Below are 18,290 nucleotides of genomic sequence, written 5' to 3'. Positions count from 1 at the left end.
AATTCCCGGATCGAGCCCTACATATAGCCGCTGCGCCGCCACCAATCGGGCGGCCCAACGTTCCGGAAAACATGGCCGAGCAACTGAACTTCATCCGCGTTCGCGGCGCCCGTGAGCACAATCTGAAGGACGTCAGCGTCGACATCCCCCGCGGCGAGCTGGTCGTGCTGACCGGCTTGTCGGGCTCGGGCAAGTCGTCGCTCGCCTTCGACACGATCTACGCCGAGGGCCAGCGCCGCTATGTGGAGAGCCTGTCGGCCTACGCGCGCCAGTTCCTGGAGCTGATGAGCAAGCCGGACGTCGACCTGATCGAGGGCCTGTCGCCCGCGATCTCGATCGAGCAGAAGACGACGTCGCGCAACCCGCGCTCGACCGTCGGCACGGTGACCGAGATCCACGACTACATGCGCCTCTTGTGGGCGCGGGTCGGGGTGCCGTACTCGCCCGCCACCGGCCTGCCGATCGAGAGCCAGACCATCAGCCAGATGGTCGACAAGATCACCGCCCTGCCCGAAGGCACGCGTCTCTACCTGCTGGCCCCCGTCGTCCGCGACCGCAAGGGCGAGTACAAGAAGGAGATCGCCGAGTGGCAGAAGGCCGGCTTCCAGCGGCTGAAGATCGACGGCGAGTTCTATCCGATCGAGGACGCCCCGGCGCTCGACAAGAAGTTCAAGCACGACATCGACGTGGTCGTGGACCGCGTGGTCACCAAGCCCGACATGGAGCAGCGCCTGGCCGACTCCATCGAGCAGGCCCTGCGCCTGGCCGATGGTCTAGCGGTCGCCGAGTTCGCCACGATCGAGGAAGGCGAGAAGGAGCCCAAACGCATCCTGTTCTCGGAACGCTTCGCCTGTCCGGTCAGCGGCTTCACGATCGCCGAGATCGAGCCGCGCCTGTTCTCGTTCAACAATCCGGCCGGCGCCTGCCCGGTCTGTGACGGGCTGGGCGCGAAGCTCGCCTTCGACGCCGACCTCGTCGTGCCCGACAAGGACAAGAGCCTGCACAAGGGCGCGGTCGCGCCGTGGGCCAAGGGGCCTTCGCCGCTGTACACCCAGACCCTGCAGGCCCTGGCCCGCCACTACGGCTTCTCGATGGACGAGCCCTGGCACAAGCTGTCGGCCGACGCCAAGGACGTGGTCCTCAACGGCTCGCGCGGAACCAAGATCAAGTTCACCTACGACGACAACGCCCGGAAGTACGAGGTCGAAAAGCCTTTCGAGGGCGTGCTGCCGAACCTGGAGCGCCGCTGGCGCGAGACGGACTCCTCGTGGGTCCGTGAAGAGCTGGGCCGCTACCAGTCCGACACCCCCTGCGAGACCTGCCACGGCAAGCGCCTGAAGCCCGAAGCCCTGGCCGTGAAGATCGACGGCAAGGACATCGCCGAGGTCTCCAACCTGGCCATCCGCCCGGCCCGCGACTGGTTCAGCGCCCTCGAAACCAAGCTGACCGACAAGCAGATGGAGATCGCCCGGCGGATCCTGAAGGAGATCAACGACCGCCTGCGGTTCCTGGTCGATGTGGGCCTCGACTACCTGAACCTGTCGCGCGGCTCGGGCACGCTGTCCGGCGGCGAGAGCCAGCGCATCCGTCTGGCCAGCCAGATCGGCTCGGGCCTGACCGGCGTGCTCTATGTGCTGGACGAGCCGTCGATCGGCCTGCATCAGCGCGACAACACCCGCCTGCTGACCTCGCTGCAGGGCCTGCGGGACCTGGGCAACTCGGTGCTGGTCGTCGAGCACGACGAAGAGGCGATCCTGACCGCCGACTATGTGATCGACATGGGCCCGGCCGCCGGCGTCCACGGCGGCGAGATCGTCGCCGAGGGCACGCCCGAGCAGATCATGGCCAATCCCAAGAGCGTCACCGGCCAGTACCTGACCGGCGTGCGCGAGATCGAGGTGCCCGAACAGCGCCGGCCGATCAGCAAGAAGAAGGTGCTGAAGGTCGTCGGCGCCACGGGCAACAACCTGAAGGGCGTCACGGCCGAGATCCCCGTCGGGACCTTCACCTGCATCACCGGCGTGTCGGGCGGCGGCAAGTCGACCTTCACGATCGAGACCCTGTACAAGGCCGCCGCGCGCCGGCTGAACAACGCCAGCGACGCCCCCGCCCCGCACGAGCGGATCGAGGGACTGGAGCACTTCGACAAGGTCATCGACATCGACCAGTCGCCGATCGGCCGCACCCCGCGCTCGAACCCGGCCACCTATACCGGCGCCTTCGGCCCGATCCGGGACTGGTTCGCGGGCCTGCCGGAAAGCAAGGCGCGCGGCTATGGCCCCGGGCGCTTCAGCTTCAACGTCAAGGGCGGCCGCTGCGAGGCCTGCCAGGGCGACGGCGTCATCAAGATCGAGATGCACTTCCTGCCCGACGTCTACGTCACCTGCGACGTCTGCAAGGGCAAGCGCTACAATCGCGAGACCCTGGACGTGGTGTTCAAGGGCAAGACGATCGCCGACGTCCTGGACATGACCGTCGAGGAGGCCGCCGACTTCTTCAAGGCGGTGCCGCCGATCCGCGACAAGATGGAGACGCTGAAGCGCGTCGGTCTCAGCTACATCAAGGTCGGCCAGCAAGCCACGACCCTGTCGGGCGGCGAGGCGCAGCGCGTGAAGCTGTCCAAGGAGCTGTCGCGCCGGGCCACGGGTCGGACGCTGTACATCCTCGACGAGCCGACCACGGGCCTGCACTTCGAGGACACCAAGAAGCTGCTCGAGGTGCTGCACGAGCTGGCCGATCAGGGCAACACGGTGGTCGTCATCGAGCATAACCTCGACGTCGTGAAGACCGCCGACTGGCTGCTCGACTTCGGCCCCGAGGGCGGCGACGGCGGCGGCGAGATCGTCGCGACCGGCTCGCCTCAGGACGTCGCCAAGGTCGAGGCCAGCTGGACCGGCCGCTATCTCAAGGAGCTGCTGGACCGCCACGAAGAGCGCCGCAAGGCGCGGGTGGCGGAGTTGAAGAAGGAGGTGAAGAGAGCCTAGCTCTTTTTGCCTTCCCAGGCCTTGCGCCTAGGACCCAGACTTCAGGATTTGCTGAAAAGATGGGGCGCGCGCCAAGGCTGGCCGCGCCCTATTCCTTGCGCCGTGCCTGGCGGAGCCATGGGTCCTCGCCACGAGGGCGAGGAAGGCGGTGTGCTTGAGCGGACGAGTTCTCGCTACCAGCCGCCGGTGGTCGGCGCATCCGGCGCGCCGCCCTTCAGCGCGCGATAGATCGTCGGCGCGGGGGCGAATACGATCAGCGTGGTCAGGATCGAGATCAGCCCCGAGAACAGAGCCTGGACGATGCCGGCGGGCGTGAAATAGGCCTGCAGCGAGCTGGTGTCGGCCCGCAGCATCTTGCCGGTGGCCGAGAGGTCGCCCGAGGCGATCAGGCCGATGGCTGAAACGATCGTCCAGATCAGCAGCACGACGATGATGCTCATCACCACCGCCAGCAGGTAGGCGCCCAGCAGCGGCCAGAAGAGCCCCTTGGTCTCCGGCAGCGACTTGAAGATCGTGATCCTGTCGTTCTCGAACGTGACCGCCGGCGCGAACGACAGGCGCACCGCCAGATAGATCACCACGCAGAAGGCGCCGAGCAGGCCCAGCAGCGCCAGGAACGCGCCCGTCGGCCCGCCCATGGCGCCCAGGAAACCCGCGATCAGCGAGCCCGCGAACAGCACGCCCATCAGGATCAGGGTGGACAGCACCCAGACGGCCGCCTGGCGGAGTTCCTGCTTGCCCAGGCGCAGATAGGCGAAGCGGCTGTCCTGCGGACGAAGCACCAAGCGGTTGAGGGCGGCGAAGATCACGCCGTTCACGACCAGGCTGTAGGGCAGCGACCACAGCATCAGCGGCGTCAGGTCCGAGATGAGCCGGAAGGTCTCCTCCGGATCCGGATTGCTGTTGTCGGAGAGGTAGGACATCAGGGCCTCGAGCTCTCGCCCGAAGTACTGGATCGCCAGCACGTTGGAGATGATCGACAGCACCGTCATCGCCGCCGCCCAGATGGCGATGGCCCTCAAGTTCTCCCGCACCAGTCGAAAGCCGGAGAAGGCGGCGTCGGAGGCCGAGAACCTGGACATGTCGTACTCTTGCTTTGCGGACAGGCCCTAGCCCTAACAAGGTTCGCGCCGCTTCGACAGGGCCAGCGCGGGCTTTTTCACGCAAGCTTGCGGCTAGGCCGCCTCGACCTCTAACATTCGTTTGAATTGGGAGAGGACACATTCATGAAGCTGTATGGCGAGGCCATGCCCGCGCCCAATCCGCGCCGGGTGCGGATCTTCTTGGCCGAAAAGGGGATCGAGGTGCCCGAGGTCCAGATCGGCCTGCGCCAGGGCGGCCATCGCCAGCCCGAGCACCTGGCCCGCAACAGCCTTGGCCAGGTGCCCGTGCTGGAGCTCGACGACGGGACGACGATCAGCGAGACCGTCGCCATCTGCCGCTATTTCGAGGCGCTGCATCCGACGCCGCCGCTGTTCGGCGTCACGGCGCTGGAACAGGCCCAGGTCGAGATGTGGAGCCGCCGCATCGAGCTGCGCCTGATGGTCCCGATCGGCATGTTCTGGCGCCACGCCCACCCGTTCACGGCGCATCTGCTGAAGCAGTACAAGGAGTTCGGCGAGTCCAATCGCGAGACCGTCGACAAGACCTTGATGTGGCTGGACCGCGAGCTGTCCGACGGCCGCCCCTACGTGGCCGGCGACACCTATACGATGGCCGACATCGTGGGGCAGACCACGCTGGACTTCGCCGACTTCATCGGCCTGCCGACGCCGGCCGAGGCGAAGAACGTGCTGGCTTGGCGCGAGCGGATGGCCGCCCGGCCGAGCGCCGCGGCCTAGCTAGTCGTGCAGGCCGGCGTCGATCTCGTCCTGGTTCAAGTGCGCGAAGGCCTTGGCCGGGGCCGAAGCCAGGATCACCGTCTGCAGCGTCAAGACGATCGGCGCCAGCAGCATGTTGGCCAGCAGGAACAGGATCAGGCGCGGGTGGCTGGCGATGACGCCGCCCGCTTCCGGCTCCACGCCGCCGCTGATCAGGCCGCCCAGCACGCTCGACACCATGGCGCCCAGGACCGACACGATCGCGGTCAGGGCGATGGTCATGGCGAACATCGCCAGCAGGCGGAAGAACTGCCCGTGGGTCTGGATCCAGGCGGCGCGGACATCGATGTGATGATGCGAGAAGGCGTGCGGCCCCAGCAGGGACAGGCGCACGGCGACCCATAGGGACAGGCCGATGACGGCGAGCGCGCCGAGGGTGGCGAACCAGCCGGCCGCGGCTCCCGACAACAGCGCCGCGCCCAGCACGACCGCGCCGGACGGAATGACCGTCACGCCCAGCGCCGCCGCCCAGGTGATCAGCGAGACGATCAAGAGCTGCACCTCCTCGCGCCCCAGGCGCAGATAGGCGAGCCGATCGTTGTCGGGCTCGATCACCGACCGGATGATCGCGGCCTGCAGCACGGCGCCCAGCACCAGGGCCAGGGCGATCAGCAGCACCATCGCCCCGCCGAGATGGGTGACCAGGTCCAGCAGCTCGCGCGGATCGGCCGAGCCGACGCGGCCAGCCAGCGCCGTGCGGCCCTCGTCGCCCAGCACGATCTTGGCGATCAGACCCAGGATCGGCAGCATGACCAGCGAGAACGCCGCCCATGCCAACACCGTCAACGGCTTGCGCCGCATGGTGCGAAGACCTTCGAGAGCCGCGTCGGTGGGGCGAACAGACATCTAAGCGTCCTGAGAGACCGCGCTTTGGCGGTAGAGATAGGTCATCATAACCGACCAGATCGGCGCCATCACGACATAGGCCAATATGGCGGAGCCCGCCGTCGAGACGACGCCGCGGGGCGGCGCGAGGGCGTAAAGCAGGTTGGCCGCCATGGGCAGCGCAAAGACGCCCGGAAGCAGCAAAATCGGAACCTTGCCCTTGGTCAGCGGAAAGGCGCTGAGCACCCGGATTCCGGACTCGGCGATCGTGGCCGGCGCGGTGAAGGACAGGCGCAGGGCCAGCCACGCCAGGATCGCCAGGGCCACCAGCGGCGCCAGCCCCGCGACAAAGCCCGCCGGCCCGGCGTTGGCCAGCGCCGCCCGCCAGGCCTGGGCCGAGCCGACATCCAGCTGAGGCGCGCTGGCCCGAGCCACGCCCAGCGTGATCGCGCCGATCACGATCAGCAGGATCGAGCCGATCAGCACGAAGAGGCCCAGCCCCATCAGGTGCGCGCCCAGCAGCCGCCACTCGTCTCGCCCCCAGCGCAGGCCGGCGAACCCCGAGGCGCGGCCGAAGGCGTGGCGGTACAGCGCGCCTTGGGCGATCACGATGGCGACCAAGGCGACCAGCGGGCGGAGCGCCAGCGGCAAGGCGTTCGTCGAGACGGTCAGGACCACCGCCACGACCAGGGCGGCCAGGCATGACGCCTGCGCCGCGCCCATGCGCGAGATCGCCGCCTTCAGCAAGCTTCCGACGCTCGCCGATCCGTCCGCCATCCGATCAATTTCCCTTCCGCGCGCCCGCCGCCGAGTCGGCGCGGGCCCTGACAATCTAAGGCCTTGGCTAGGCCTCGGCGGTCAAGGCCTTATGCGCGGCGGCCCACGGCGCCCAGAACACCGCCTGAAGCACGGCGCTGAACACGGCCGACAAGGCGCCCAATCCCAGCAGCCACGGCCACAGCGCCGTCAGCAGCGTGATGGGCGGCCGCGAGATGAAGGCCTCCAGCGCGCCGGGACCGCGGATCGCCTCCAGCGAGCCGCCCGCCGCCACGAGCACGCCGAACGCCGCCGCTCCGACCAGCACTTCCATCAGCAGGATGAAGATCACGACCAACAGGGCCATGCCCAGCAGCCGCCAGCCCTGGCCGCGCGTCAGGGTCCACGACTCGAACAGGCGGAACTGGGCGTCGGCGAAGGTCATTGGCGCGGCCAGCGACAGGCGCAGCGCCACCCAGATCAGGACTCCCGCCGCGATCGCCGTCGCCGAGCAGCCCACGATGATCGCCGTCGTCTTCGCCTGCTCACCGCCGCTGACGGCGACCACCGCGATCAGGACAACGATCAGCAGGGCGATGATGAAGATGACGATCATGGCCAGCACCTGCTCGACGACGAACAGCAGGGTCATCCAAAGCTCGCGGCCGCTGATCCGCAGGAAGGCCCAGGCCGAGGCTTCCGGCATCAGCACCGCGCGGAACACCGCGCCGCACAGCACCGCCCGCACGAACGAGGACCACAGCCAGTAGAGGATGTTCAGCGCGGTCATGCTCGACTGCGCCCGCATGAAGTCTTCGAACATGCCTGGATCGGTCGCGCCGGTCTTCTGGGTCAGCGCCATCTGGATCAGGCGCGCGAACTCCGGGCCAAGCCAGAACAGGCCGACAATGGCCGGGACGATCAGTCCCACCACCAGGGCCAAGGCCCAGCCGCCCACCGCAAGGGGATGCCGCACGACCACGCCAAAGCCCGACGTCGCCGCCTCGCCCACCGCAAATCTCGCCATGTCCCCTCCCCGGGCCGACCAAGGCGCGAACCACGCGCCGCGAAGCAGTCAGCCTACACGAGGTTTCGCCGAGCGACAGCCGGGGGTATAGGGCGCGCCATGACCACGAATTCGACCTATCAGCCTGTCCGCGTCATTGGCGGGGGCCTCGCCGGTTCCGAAGCTGCCTGGCAGATCGCCCAGAGCGGCGTGCCGGTGATCCTGCATGAGATGCGCAAGGATGACGCCACCGGCAAGATCACCACCGACGCCCACCAGACCGACGGCCTGGCCGAAATGGTGTGCTCCAACTCTTTCCGCTCGGACGATTGGCAGTTCAACGCCGTGGGCCTGCTGCACGCCGAGATGCGCAAGCTGGACAGCCTGATCATGGCCTGCGCCGACCAGCACCAGGTGCCGGCCGGCGGCGCTCTGGCCGTCGATCGCGACGGCTTCTCGGCCGAGGTCACCAAGCGCCTGTCGCAGCACCCGCTGGTCACGATCGTCCGCGAGGAGATCGCCGGCCTGCCGCCGGCGGAGTGGGACAACGTCATCGTCGCCACCGGCCCCCTCACCTCGCCCGCTCTCGCCCAGGCGATCCTCGACCTGACCGGCGAGGGACAGCTCAGCTTCTTCGACGCCATCGCGCCGATCATCCACTACGAGTCCATCAACATGGACGTCGCCTGGCGCCAGTCGCGCTACGACAAGGAAGGCCCCGGTGGCGACGCGGCCGCCTACATCAACTGCCCGATGAACAAGGAGCAGTACGAGGCTTTCATCGACGCCCTGCTGGCCGGTCCCAAGTCCGAGTTCAAGGAGTGGGAGAACGTCCCCTATTTCGACGGCTGCCTGCCGATCGAAGTGATGGCCGAGCGCGGTCGCGGGACCCTGCGCCACGGCCCGATGAAGCCGGTGGGCCTGACCAATCCGCGCGATCCGCTGGTCAAGGCCTACGCCATCGTCCAGCTGCGCCAGGACAACGCCCTGGGCACGCTGTGGAACATGGTCGGCTTCCAGACCAAGCTGAAGCACGGCGTCCAGGCCGAGACCTTCCGCATGATCCCGGGCCTGGAGAACGCCCAGTTCGCCCGCCTGGGCGGCCTGCACCGCAACACCTTCATCAACTCGCCCAAGCTGCTCGACAAGTCGCTGCGGATGAAGGCCCAGCCGCGCCTGCGCTTCGCGGGCCAGGTGACCGGCGTCGAGGGTTATGTCGAGAGCGCGGCCATGGGCCTGCTGACCGGCCGCTTCGCCGCCGCCGACCGCAAGGGCGCGCCCCTGGACGCCCCGCCCCCAACCACCGCCCTGGGCGCGCTCGTTGAGCACATCACAGGCGGGCACCTGGAAGGCGGCAGCTTCCAGCCGATGAACATCAACTACGGCCTGCTGCCGCCCTTGGAGACGCCCAAGATCGACGAGGACGGCAAGAAGATCCCTCTGAAGGAACGCGGCCGGGCCAAGAAGCGGCTGATGAGCATCCGGGCGCTGAACGACCTCGACGCCTGGACCAAGGCCTGACGCGAAAGGATCGCCGCTCATACCCATCCGCGGACGTTGTCCCCTCGTAGCTGTGAAGGCTAGCGAGGGAGAACGGTCGATGAGCTTGGTGAAGGCGGCGATCCACGCGTTCGAGGACGCGCCCATGCCGGACGTGGTCTCGCGCGCGGCGATCGATTTCCTGGTCGGCGACGCCCGCCGCCGCTTGGGCAAGGCCCCTCCCGGCGTCTCGGCCGCGTTCGCGCGGGAGATGGAGGCGCGGCCGATCGCGACCCATACCGACGCCGCCAACGCCCAGCACTACGAGCTGCCCGCGCCTTTCTTCGAGGCGGTGCTGGGCCCGAACCTGAAATATTCCAGCGGCCTCTATCCGCCCGGCGCGACCACCCTGGCCGAGGGCGAAGCCGCCGCCCTGCGCGAGACCGCCGAGCACGCCGACCTGCGCGACGGCCAGACGATCCTGGAGCTGGGCTGCGGCTGGGGTTCGCTGTCGCTGTGGATGGCCGCCCGCTACCCCAAGGCCCAGATCACCTCGGTCTCGAACTCGGCCTCGCAACGCGCCTTCATCGAGGCCCGGGCCTCCGCGCGCGGCCTTGAGAACCTGACGGTCGTCACCGCCGACATGAACGACTTCCAGACCGACCAGCGCTTCGATCGCGTGGTCTCGGTCGAGATGTTCGAGCACATGTCCAACTGGCGCGCCCTGCTGACCCGCGTGCGCGGTTGGCTGAAGCCTGACGGCCTGCTGTTCCTGCACGTGTTCACACACAGGAACACGCCCTACCGCTTCGAGGTCGATGATCCGGCCGACTGGATCGCCCAGTACTTCTTCAGCGGCGGGGTGATGCCTAGTCACGACCTGCCGCGTCAGTTCCCGGACCTGTTCACGGTCGAGACCGACTGGCGCTGGAGCGGCGAGCATTACGCCCGCACCGCCCGCCAGTGGCTGGAGAATTTCGACGCCAAACGCGCCACGATCGATCCCATCCTGGCGGAGGTCTATGGTCCCCACGCCACGGTCTGGCGTCGTCGTTGGCGACTGTTCTTCCTGGCCACGGCCGGCCTCTTCGGCCATCGCGGCGGCGAGGAATGGGGCGTCAGCCACTATCGCATGCGTCCCGTCGCCCAGGAGAGCGGACAATGATCAAGATCCTCGCCGCCTATCTGGGCGCGGCCCTGACCATGCTGGCGCTGGACGCGGTCTGGCTGACCCAGATGAGCCCCCGCCTCTACCAGCCGCGCATCGGCGAACTGCTGGCGGCCAAGCCGTCCCTGCCGCCGGCGGTCGTCTTCTACCTGCTCTACGTCGCCGGCATCGTCCTGCTGGCCGTCCTGCCCGCGCTGCGCGAGGGCGGCTGGAAGCGGCTGCTGATCCACGCGGCCGCGTTCGGCCTGGTCGCCTACGCCACCTACGACCTGACCAACCAGGCGACGCTGAAGACCTGGTCGACGACCATCACCCTGGTCGACATGGCCTGGGGAACCTTCATCACCACCGTCTCGGCCAGCGCCGGCTTCGCGGCGGCGCGCTGGGCGTTGAACCGGTAATTTCAGGGAGCCATGCCGGGCGACGCGCGTTCGCCTGAGCATGCAAGACTTCTTCACCTGGCTCGCGGCGTCCGCCGCCTGGGCGCCGCCGTGGCTGGTCAGCCTGGTTCTGATCGCCATAGCTCTGGTGCTGGCGCTGCTGTTCCACGCCGTGGCGGTGCGGCTGGTCCGCCGCACTCTCTCCAAGCGTGAGGCCTTTTGGCAGGCCCTGCTCGCCCGGACGCGGCGGCCGACGCGGCTGGCGATCATCGTCGCCGCCCTGGGCCCCGCCGTCTCGGCCGCGCCGCTGACCGGCGGCCAGGCTGACGCGGCCCGACACGTCTTGCTGGTGCTGTTCATCCTGCTGTTGGGCTGGATGTGCCTGACCGCGCTCGACATCGGCGCGGCGCTCTACCTGCGCGGCTTCAGGGTCGACGTGGAGGACAACCTCCTGGCGCGCAAGCACGTGACCCAAGTGAAGATCCTGCGGCGCGCGGTAGCGATCCTGGTCGGCATCGTCACCGTGGCCCTGGCCCTGATGACCATTCCGGGCGTTCGGCAATGGGGCGTCAGCCTGCTGGCCGCCGGCGGCGCGGCCAGCGTCATCGTCGGCCTGGCCCTGCAGCCGCTGCTGACCAACCTGATCGCCGGCATCCAGATCGCCGTCACCCAGCCCATCCGCATCGACGACGCCGTCATCGTCGAAAAGGAATGGGGGAACATCGAGGAGATCACCGCCACCTATGTGGTGGTGCGGCTGTGGGACTGGCGGAGGATGGTGCTGCCGCTCAGCTACTTCATCCAGACCCCGTTCCAGAACTGGACCCGCGAAAGCTCGGCCCTGATCGGCACGGCCATGCTCTATGTCGACCCGGCCGCGCCGGTGGACCGGTTGCGGGAAAAGCTCGCCGAGATCGCCAAGGCCTCGAAGCTGTGGGATGGCAAGGTCGTGAACCTGGCCGTCACGGACCTGACGGCCGAGGTCATGGAAGTCCGCTGCCTGGTCAGCGCCCGCAACGCCGGCCAGGCCTTCGACCTGCGCTGCGAAGTCCGCGAAAAGATGATGGCCTTCCTGCGCGACGAGCTGCCGGAAGCCTTTCCGCGTCGCCGCCTGGCCCTGGCGGCTGGCGAGGCCTGAACGGTCCAGCCCTTCCGTAAGTAAGCAAATTATGACTTATGAAGAGGCGCCGCTAGCTCGACATGGCGCGCGGGCGGGCGCCTGGGCGACAAGGTCGCGCCAGAAGCGCTTGTCGCGACGAGAGGGCGGGCGCAGCCTGCTAAGGTTTGGGGATGGAGGCCAAGGCGGACTTGACCTGGGGTATCGACATCGGCGCGAGGGCGAAGGCGCGCTGCGACCTGCTGGGCGCGCCGCCCTATAGCGAGGTCGACGGCCAGCTGACGCGGCGCTTCCTGACGCCGGCCCACGCCGCCGCCCTGACTACGCTCGAAACCTGGATGGCCGAAGCCGGCATGAGCGTCCGCCGCGACGCCGCCGCAAACCTGATCGGCCGCTACGAAGGCGAGACGCCCGGGGCCAAGGCGCTGATCATCGGCTCGCACATCGACAGCGTCCGCAACGGCGGGCGCTATGACGGGCCGCTTGGGATCATGCTCGGGATCGACGTGGTCGAGGCGCTGCACCGCGCCGGCCGCCGCCTGCCCTTCGCGATCGAAGTCGTGGCGTTCGGCGACGAGGAGGGCTCGCGCTTTCCCGCCTCGATGAGCTGCAGCCGGGCGATCGCCGGAACGCTGGACGCCCTGGCCCTGGAGATGAAGGACGCCGACGGCCTCTCGGTCGCCAAGGCCCTGGCGGCGTTCGGGGGCGATCCGGCTGGCATTGGCGGGGCGGCTCGCAAGCCGGAGGAGATCCTGGCCTTCCTCGAAGCCCACATCGAGCAAGGTCCGGTGCTGGAGGCCGAAGGCCTGCCGCTGGGCGTCGTCACCGCCATCGCCGCCCAGAAGCGGATCATGGTCAAGATCGTCGGGACCGCCGGTCACGCCGGCACGACGCCGATGGCGCTGCGCAAGGATCCTGGCCCCGCCGCCGCCGAGTGCGTGCTGGCGCTGGAGCGGATCTGCCGCGCCGGGACCGACGGCCTGGTCGGCACCGTCGGCCGGATCACCGCCCTGCCCGGCGCCTTCAACGTCATTCCGGGCGCGGTCGAGTTCTCGATGGACATCCGCGCCGAGACCTCGGCCACGCGCGACGCCGCCGTCGACGCCATCTGCGCCGAGATCCACGCGATCGCCGCCGCGCGGGGCCTAAGCGCCGAGATCCACCTGATGCAGGCCCTGGCCGAAAGCCCCTGCGCCCCGTCGCTGATCGGCCTGCTCGAAGAAGCCCTGGCCGAGCTCTCGCTCCCCGCCCGACGCCTGCCCAGCGGCGCGGGTCACGACGCCATGGTGATGGCCGACCTCTGTCCCACCGCCATGCTGTTCATCCGCTGCGAGGGCGGGATCAGCCACAACCCGGCCGAGGCCGTGACCGAGGCCGACTGCGCCCTGGCCGCCCGCGCCATGCTCACCTTCATCGACAAGCTAGAACGACGCGAACGCGCATGACCGAAACCTTCCACGAGCTCGACCACCCCGCCCGCCTGCTGATGGGTCCCGGCCCGATCAACGTGCACCCGCGCGTGCTGCGGGCCATGTCGGTGCAACTGCTGGGCCAGTTCGACCCTGAGTTCACCGGCTACATGAACGAGGTCATGGCCCTCTATCGCGGCGTGTTCCAGACCAAGAACCGCTGGACCTTCGTGATCGACGGCACCTCGCGCGCGGGCATCGAGGCGGCCCTGGTCTCGACGCTGCAGCCTGGCGACGATGTCGTGGTGGTCAACGCCGGCCGCTTTGGCCTGCTGCTGGCCGAGATCGCCGAGCGCTGCGACGCCAAGGTGACCTTCGTCGAGGCTCCATGGGGAACGGTCGTCGATCCGCAGGCGGTCGAGGACGCGGTGAAGCGCGTGAAGCCGCGCCTGGTCGCCTGCGTGCACGGCGACACCTCGACGACCATGGCCCAGCCGCTGGAGGCGATCGGCGCGATCTGCCGCGCGCACGGGGCGCTGATGTATGTCGACGCCACCGCCACCCTGTCGGGCATGGACGTTCCCGTCGACGCCTGGGGCGCGGACATCGTCACCGCCGGCCTGCAGAAGTGCCTGGGCGGTCCCTCGGGCTCGGCGCCGATCACGATCAGCGACCAGGCCGCCGAGCACATCTTCTCGCGCCGCCATGTCGAGAAGGGCCTCGTCGGAACCGGCGGCGCGGCGGGCAGCGGCCGCCGCATCGCCTCCAACTACTTCGATCTGGCGATGATCATGGACTACTGGTCCGAGAAGCGCCTGAACCACCACACCGAGTGCGCCCCGATGCTGTTCGCGGCTCGCGAATGCGCGCGGCTGGTGCTGGAGGAAGGCCTGCCAGCGCGGTTCGAGCGTCACGCCAAGGCCGGCGCCGCGATGACCGCGGGCCTCGAGGCGATGGGTCTGTCGATCTACGGCGACAAGGCTCACAAGATGACCAATGTCACCGGCGTCTGGGTCCCCGACGGCGTCGACTACGACCGGGTGAAGGCCCGGATGCGCACCGACTTCGAGATCGAGATCGGCTCGGCCTTCGGTCCCCTGACCGGCAAGATCTGGCGCATCGGGACCATGGGCGTGAACGCCCGCAAGCACGCGGTGCTGCAGACCCTGGCGGCCTTCGAGGCCGTGCTGCGCTGGGAGGGCTTCGGCGCGCCCACCGGCGCCGGAGTCGACGCGGCGGCGAAAGCGTACGCATGACCTACCCCCGCGACCTCATCGGCTATGGCGAGCATCCGCCGCACCCGCGTTGGCCGAACCACGCGCGAGTCGCCGTGCAGTTCGTGCTGAACTACGAGGAAGGCGCCGAGCGATCGGTGCTGCACGGCGATCCCGTCTCCGAGTTCTTCCTGTCGGAAATGATCGGCGCCCAGCCCATCGCGGACATGCGCCACATGTCGATGGAGAGCCTCTACGAATACGGCTCGCGCGCCGGCTTCTGGCGCATCCGGCGGCTGTTCGACGCGTTCCGCCTGCCGCTGACCGTGTTCGGCGTCGCCCAGGCCATGGAGCGCAACCCCGACGCCGTCGAGGCGATGATGAAGTCCGGCTGGGAGATCGCCAGCCACGGCTATCGCTGGATCGACTACCAGCACTTCACGGCCGACCAGGAGATGGAGCACATCCAGCGCGCCATCGAGATCCAGACGCGGCTGACCGGCGAGCGTCCGCTGGGCTGGTACCAGGGCCGCACCAGCCCCAACACCGCGCGTCTGGTCGCCCAGGAAGGCGGCTTCGTCTACGACTCCGACAGCTACGCCGACGACCTGCCCTATTGGGACGACCAGCATGGCCGACCGCAGTTGATCGTGCCCTACACGCTGGAAGCCAACGACATGCGCTTCACGGCGGCCCAGGGCTTCAACACCGGCGAGCAGTTCTTCACCTATCTGCGCGACGCCTTCGACGCGCTCTACCTGGAGGGCGAGACCTCGCCGAAGATGATGAGCGTCGGCCTGCATTGCCGCGTGGTCGGCAGGCCCGGCCGCATCGGCGCCCTGCGGCGGTTCCTGGAGCACGTCACGAACCACAACCACGTCTGGGTGGCCCGCCGCATCGACATCGCGCGGCACTGGATCAAGGAACACCCATACGAAGGGAGCAACGCATGAGCGGCGCGCCGCCCCTGACCCTGGCTCGGCTGAACAGCATGAACCAGACCGGTTTCGCGACCGCCCTGGGCTTCGCCTTCGAGCTTTCCCCCTGGGTGGTCGAGCGCGCCTGGAGCGAGCGTCCGTTCGCCAGCGTCGAGGCGATGCACGACGCGATGATGGCGGTGCTCGAGGCCGCGACCACCGCCGACAAGCTCGCTTTGATCCGCGCGCACCCCGAGCTGGCCAGCAAGGCCGCGATCGCCAAGACGCTGACGGCCGAGAGCAACGCCGAACAGGCCAGCGCCGGCCTTGATCGGCTGACGCCCGAGGAGTTCGCCCGCTTTCACGACCTGAACGCCGCCTATCGCGACCGCTTCGGCTTTCCGTTCATCATCTGCGTGCGGCTGAACGACAAGGCCTCGATCCTGGCGGCCATGCACGCGCGCCTTTCCAACGACGAGGCGAGCGAGATCGCCGAGGCCATCCGCCAGATCGGCCTGATCTCCAAGCTTCGACTGCTCGACGCGGTGACCGATTGATGGACTACGATTTCGCCGGTTGGGCCAGCATGGCCCTGCGCTGGCTGCACGTGATCGCGGGCGTGGCCTGGATCGGCGCTTCCTTCTACTTCGTCTGGCTGGACAACAATCTGCGCGACCCGAACCCGCCCAAGGACGGCGTGAAGGGCGAGCTGTGGGCCGTGCACGGCGGCGGCTTCTACCATTCGCAAAAGTACATGGTCGCCCCGGCGCACATGCCCGAGCATCTGCACTGGTTCAAGTGGGAGGCCTACACCACCTGGCTGTCGGGCTTTGCTTTGCTGACGGTGCTCTACTATGTGGGCGCGCCGGTCTATCTGATCGACCCGGCCAAGCACGCCTTCACCCAGGCCCAGGCGATCGGCGTGGGCCTCGCCTTCATCTTCGGCGGCCTTCTGACCTACGAAGCGCTATGCCGCTCGCCGCTGGGCAAGAACGGCAAGCTGTTCGGCGTGGTCTGGTTTTCGATCCTGACCGCCGCGACTTGGGCGCTGACCCAGCTGTTCTCGGACCGCGGCGCCTTCATCCACGTGGGCGCGATCATCGGCACCTGCATGGTCGGAAACGTGTTCCTGGTCATCATCCCCAACCAGCGCAAGATCGTCGCCGACATGCTGGCCGGCCGCCCCGTCGACCCGCGCCTGGGCGCGATGGGCAAGCAGCGCTCGGTGCACAACACCCACATGACCCTGCCGGTCATCTTCATCATGATCAGCAACCACTATCCGGCGATCTCGGGACATCCCAAGGCCTGGCTGCTGCTGGCCCTGATCAGCGCCGGCGCCATCGCGATCCGCTATTTCTTCATCCAGCGGCACTTCGGCAGAATCCGGCATGAACTCCTGTTCGTCGGCGCGCTGCTGATCTTCGGCGCCACGGCGATCGCCTCGATCAAGCCCAAGGACAGGGTCGAGGTCAGCGGCGAGGTCCCGTTCTCGGTCGCCCAGGGAATCATCCAGAAGCACTGCGTCATGTGCCACGCCGCGACGCCCACCCACGCCGGCTTTTCCGCCCCGCCTTTGGGCGCGACCTTCGACAACCCTGCGCATATCCGGACCTACGCACCGAAAATCAACGAACGCGCGGTCCTCTCGACCAGCATGCCTCTTGGCAACGAGACCGGCATGACCGATGAGGAGCGCGCCCAGCTGGGCGCCTGGATCAAGCAGGGAGCCAAGACCCCGTGACCGACGCCGTCCTGGATGCGACCACCAAGGCCGAGAGCGAGACCGCCCCGCGCAAGCGCAACGCCGAGCGGACCCGCAAGGCGATCCTCGCCGCGGCCCTGAAGGAGTTCGCCCAGGCGGGGTTCGCGGGGGCCCGGATCGAGAAGATCGTCAAGGCCGCCAAGTGCAACATCCGGATGCTGTACCACTACTTCGGGGACAAGAAGGGCCTGTACATGGCCGTCCTCGAAAGCGCCTACATGGACCTGCGGGCGCGCGAGGCCGAGCTGAAGATCGACTTCGACAAGCCGCTGGAAGGCTTCCTCGAACTGCAGCGCTTCACCTTCGACTATTTCGAGAAGAACCCGCGTTTCGAGGGCCTGCTGCGCAACGAGAACCTGCAGCACGGCAAGTTCGCCGCCCAGTCGCGGGTCGTGACCGAGACCGCCTTCCCGCTGCGCCGCACGATCGAGCGCCTGATCAAGAGCGGCCAGGATCAGGGGCTATTCGGTCCCGATCTCGATCCCGTGCAGATCTACGTGACCATCGCGGCCATGAGCCGCTTTCACCTCGCTAACGGCTACTCGCTGTCGGCGACCCTGGACACCGACATGAGCGCGCCCGAGTGGCGCAAGGCGCGGCTGGACCACGCCCTGGCGCTGCTGGAAGGCTATCTGACGCGCGGGGCGCGGCAGGGCTGATTACGCGGGCGGCTGCGCCGGCGGCGCGTTGACCAGCGGCGGTCCCGTGAACTCGGCCTCGATCTGGACCTCGACCTCGTCGCTGACGCCCATGGTCGTGCCGGGCGCGGGAACCCCATAGGCGATCCCAAAGTCCGAGCGCTTGAAGACGCCCTTGGCCGAGAAGCCGACCCGCGCGTGCGGATCCATCGGATGGCCGGCATAGCCGCCGTTATAGGTGACGTCCAAGGTGACGGGCTTGGTCACGCCGTGCAGGGTGAGATCGCCGGTGACCTTGCCCGTATCCGGACCGGTGACCTCGATCTTGGTCGAGCGGAAAGTGATCGACGGATAGGTCCCGGTGTTCAGCCACTGGGGCCCGATCAGGTCCGCCAGGAAGCCCTCGGGCGGCGACGGCAGGGTCAGCGACTTCGGATCGATCGTCGCCTCCAGCGCGCTGGCGCCGGCGTTGTTCTGGTCGAACCGCAGCTTGGCGTCGAAGGTCGCGAAGGCGGCCGTGTAGTGCGAGAAGCCCAGGTGGCTGACCCGGAACACCAAGGTGGCGTGGTGCTTGTCGAGCACATAGTCGCCAGCGGGAATGTTGGCTTTCGGCGGCTTCAGCGCGGGAGCGGCCGGCGGCGCCGCCACCAGCGGCGGCTCGGCGGCCTTCTTGTCGTCGGAAGACGGAGAGCAGGCCGCCAGGGCCAGGAGCGCCGCGATAGGCAGGATCGTCTTCATGCGTCTTCCCTCCC

17 protein-coding genes are annotated in these 18,290 nt (G+C 68.2%); 12 read left to right on the top strand and 5 right to left on the bottom strand.

Annotation, left to right across the window (positions count from 1 at the left end):
• The first annotated feature begins 71 nt into the window (after positions 1-71).
• Positions 72-2,984, top strand: a complete 2,913-nt coding sequence (gene uvrA / locus CSW60_RS17775; RefSeq protein WP_099538511.1) for an excinuclease ABC subunit UvrA — start codon at positions 72-74, stop codon at positions 2,982-2,984.
• Positions 2,985-3,157: 173 nt separating this feature from the next.
• On the opposite strand, the gene CSW60_RS17770 is transcribed toward uvrA, so the two are convergent.
• Positions 3,158-4,066 (bottom strand): hypothetical protein, encoded by a 909-nt coding sequence (locus CSW60_RS17770; RefSeq protein WP_099538510.1) that lies wholly within the window; start codon positions 4,064-4,066, stop codon positions 3,158-3,160.
• Between the two features lie 144 nt (positions 4,067-4,210).
• Here CSW60_RS17770 and CSW60_RS17765 point away from each other — a divergent pair, with 144 nt between their 5' ends.
• A complete protein-coding gene (locus CSW60_RS17765; RefSeq protein ID WP_099538509.1) occupies positions 4,211-4,825 on the top strand; it encodes a glutathione S-transferase family protein in 615 nt (204 codons plus the stop codon).
• Here CSW60_RS17765 and CSW60_RS17760 read toward each other — a convergent pair whose 3' ends face one another.
• The 3 genes from CSW60_RS17760 to CSW60_RS17750 all read right to left on the bottom strand — a co-directional run bounded on the left by CSW60_RS17760 (position 4,826) and on the right by CSW60_RS17750 (position 7,472).
• Complete coding sequence (locus tag CSW60_RS17760) at positions 4,826-5,710, bottom strand: hypothetical protein (protein WP_099538508.1); 885 nt, start codon at positions 5,708-5,710, stop codon at positions 4,826-4,828.
• Positions 5,711-6,466, bottom strand: a complete 756-nt coding sequence (locus CSW60_RS17755; protein WP_099538507.1) for a hypothetical protein — start codon at positions 6,464-6,466, stop codon at positions 5,711-5,713.
• Positions 6,467-6,533: 67 nt separating this feature from the next.
• On the bottom strand, positions 6,534-7,472 hold the full coding sequence (locus CSW60_RS17750) for a hypothetical protein (RefSeq protein WP_099538506.1): 939 nt from the start codon (positions 7,470-7,472) through the stop codon (positions 6,534-6,536).
• A 99-nt stretch (positions 7,473-7,571) separates the two neighbouring features.
• Between CSW60_RS17750 and trmFO the strand changes: the two genes are divergently transcribed.
• The 10 genes from trmFO to CSW60_RS17700 all read left to right on the top strand — a co-directional run bounded on the left by trmFO (position 7,572) and on the right by CSW60_RS17700 (position 17,559).
• Entirely contained in the window at positions 7,572-8,972 is a 1,401-nt protein-coding gene (trmFO, locus tag CSW60_RS17745; RefSeq protein WP_099538505.1) for a methylenetetrahydrofolate--tRNA-(uracil(54)-C(5))-methyltransferase (FADH(2)-oxidizing) TrmFO, read from the top strand.
• Positions 8,973-9,051: 79 nt separating this feature from the next.
• Positions 9,052-10,095, top strand: coding sequence for a cyclopropane-fatty-acyl-phospholipid synthase family protein (locus tag CSW60_RS17740; RefSeq protein ID WP_099538504.1), 1,044 nt, complete (start codon positions 9,052-9,054; stop codon positions 10,093-10,095).
• Positions 10,092-10,499 carry a DUF2177 family protein gene (locus CSW60_RS17735; RefSeq protein ID WP_099538503.1) on the top strand — a complete coding sequence of 136 codons (408 nt, stop codon included), beginning with the start codon at positions 10,092-10,094 and terminating at the stop codon, positions 10,497-10,499. The genes CSW60_RS17740 and CSW60_RS17735 overlap by 4 nt, the downstream gene beginning before the upstream one ends.
• A 40-nt stretch (positions 10,500-10,539) precedes the next feature.
• On the top strand, positions 10,540-11,616 hold the full coding sequence (locus CSW60_RS17730) for a mechanosensitive ion channel family protein (protein WP_099538502.1): 1,077 nt from the start codon (positions 10,540-10,542) through the stop codon (positions 11,614-11,616).
• A 170-nt stretch (positions 11,617-11,786) separates the two neighbouring features.
• Positions 11,787-13,040 (top strand): allantoate amidohydrolase, encoded by a 1,254-nt coding sequence (locus CSW60_RS17725; RefSeq protein WP_099539175.1) that lies wholly within the window; start codon positions 11,787-11,789, stop codon positions 13,038-13,040.
• Entirely contained in the window at positions 13,037-14,260 is a 1,224-nt protein-coding gene (locus CSW60_RS17720; RefSeq protein WP_201723084.1) for an alanine--glyoxylate aminotransferase family protein, read from the top strand. Before CSW60_RS17725 ends, CSW60_RS17720 begins: the two co-directional genes overlap by 4 nt.
• On the top strand, positions 14,257-15,171 hold the full coding sequence (gene puuE, locus CSW60_RS17715) for an allantoinase PuuE (protein WP_099538501.1): 915 nt from the start codon (positions 14,257-14,259) through the stop codon (positions 15,169-15,171). The genes CSW60_RS17720 and puuE overlap by 4 nt, the downstream gene beginning before the upstream one ends.
• Positions 15,168-15,692: a 2-oxo-4-hydroxy-4-carboxy-5-ureidoimidazoline decarboxylase gene (gene uraD / locus CSW60_RS17710; protein ID WP_099538500.1), complete on the top strand. Its 525-nt coding sequence runs from the start codon at positions 15,168-15,170 to the stop codon at positions 15,690-15,692. Before puuE ends, uraD begins: the two co-directional genes overlap by 4 nt.
• Positions 15,692-16,879: a urate hydroxylase PuuD gene (locus tag CSW60_RS17705; RefSeq protein WP_099538499.1), complete on the top strand. Its 1,188-nt coding sequence runs from the start codon at positions 15,692-15,694 to the stop codon at positions 16,877-16,879. The genes uraD and CSW60_RS17705 overlap by 1 nt, the downstream gene beginning before the upstream one ends.
• Positions 16,876-17,559, top strand: a complete 684-nt coding sequence (locus CSW60_RS17700; RefSeq protein WP_099538498.1) for a TetR family transcriptional regulator — start codon at positions 16,876-16,878, stop codon at positions 17,557-17,559. Before CSW60_RS17705 ends, CSW60_RS17700 begins: the two co-directional genes overlap by 4 nt.
• Here CSW60_RS17700 and CSW60_RS17695 read toward each other — a convergent pair whose 3' ends face one another.
• The gene (locus CSW60_RS17695; RefSeq protein ID WP_099538497.1) at positions 17,560-18,276 is read right to left on the bottom strand and encodes a YceI family protein; all 717 of its coding nucleotides are present in this window, start codon (positions 18,274-18,276) and stop codon (positions 17,560-17,562) included.
• Positions 18,277-18,290 lie beyond the last annotated feature (14 nt).

The sequence above is a fragment of the Caulobacter sp. X genome (genome assembly GCF_002742635.1).
Classification (GTDB): Bacteria; Pseudomonadota; Alphaproteobacteria; order Caulobacterales; family Caulobacteraceae; genus Caulobacter.
The sequence above is the reverse complement of the archived record's forward strand: the minus strand, read 5'-3'. Positions and strand labels throughout refer to the sequence as shown.

Bases quoted from the DNA above. Each gene is read 5' to 3' on its own strand.
- CSW60_RS17695 (WP_099538497.1), bottom strand. From the start codon at position 18,276: ATGAAGACGATCCTGCCTATCGCGGCGCTCCTGGCCCTGGCGGCCTGC.
- CSW60_RS17755 (WP_099538507.1), bottom strand. From the start codon at position 6,466: ATGGCGGACGGATCGGCGAGCGTCGGAAGCTTGCTGAAGGCGGCGATC.
- CSW60_RS17770 (WP_099538510.1), bottom strand. From the start codon at position 4,066: ATGTCCAGGTTCTCGGCCTCCGACGCCGCCTTCTCCGGCTTTCGACTG.
- CSW60_RS17730 (WP_099538502.1), top strand. From the start codon at position 10,540: ATGCAAGACTTCTTCACCTGGCTCGCGGCGTCCGCCGCCTGGGCGCCG.
- CSW60_RS17765 (WP_099538509.1), top strand. From the start codon at position 4,211: ATGAAGCTGTATGGCGAGGCCATGCCCGCGCCCAATCCGCGCCGGGTG.
- CSW60_RS17705 (WP_099538499.1), top strand. From the start codon at position 15,692: ATGGACTACGATTTCGCCGGTTGGGCCAGCATGGCCCTGCGCTGGCTG.
- uvrA (WP_099538511.1), top strand. From the start codon at position 72: ATGGCCGAGCAACTGAACTTCATCCGCGTTCGCGGCGCCCGTGAGCAC.
- trmFO (WP_099538505.1), top strand. From the start codon at position 7,572: ATGACCACGAATTCGACCTATCAGCCTGTCCGCGTCATTGGCGGGGGC.
- puuE (WP_099538501.1), top strand. From the start codon at position 14,257: ATGACCTACCCCCGCGACCTCATCGGCTATGGCGAGCATCCGCCGCAC.
- CSW60_RS17740 (WP_099538504.1), top strand. From the start codon at position 9,052: ATGAGCTTGGTGAAGGCGGCGATCCACGCGTTCGAGGACGCGCCCATG.
- uraD (WP_099538500.1), top strand. From the start codon at position 15,168: ATGAGCGGCGCGCCGCCCCTGACCCTGGCTCGGCTGAACAGCATGAAC.
- CSW60_RS17735 (WP_099538503.1), top strand. From the start codon at position 10,092: ATGATCAAGATCCTCGCCGCCTATCTGGGCGCGGCCCTGACCATGCTG.
- CSW60_RS17760 (WP_099538508.1), bottom strand. From the start codon at position 5,710: ATGTCTGTTCGCCCCACCGACGCGGCTCTCGAAGGTCTTCGCACCATG.
- CSW60_RS17750 (WP_099538506.1), bottom strand. From the start codon at position 7,472: ATGGCGAGATTTGCGGTGGGCGAGGCGGCGACGTCGGGCTTTGGCGTG.
- CSW60_RS17720 (WP_201723084.1), top strand. From the start codon at position 13,037: ATGACCGAAACCTTCCACGAGCTCGACCACCCCGCCCGCCTGCTGATG.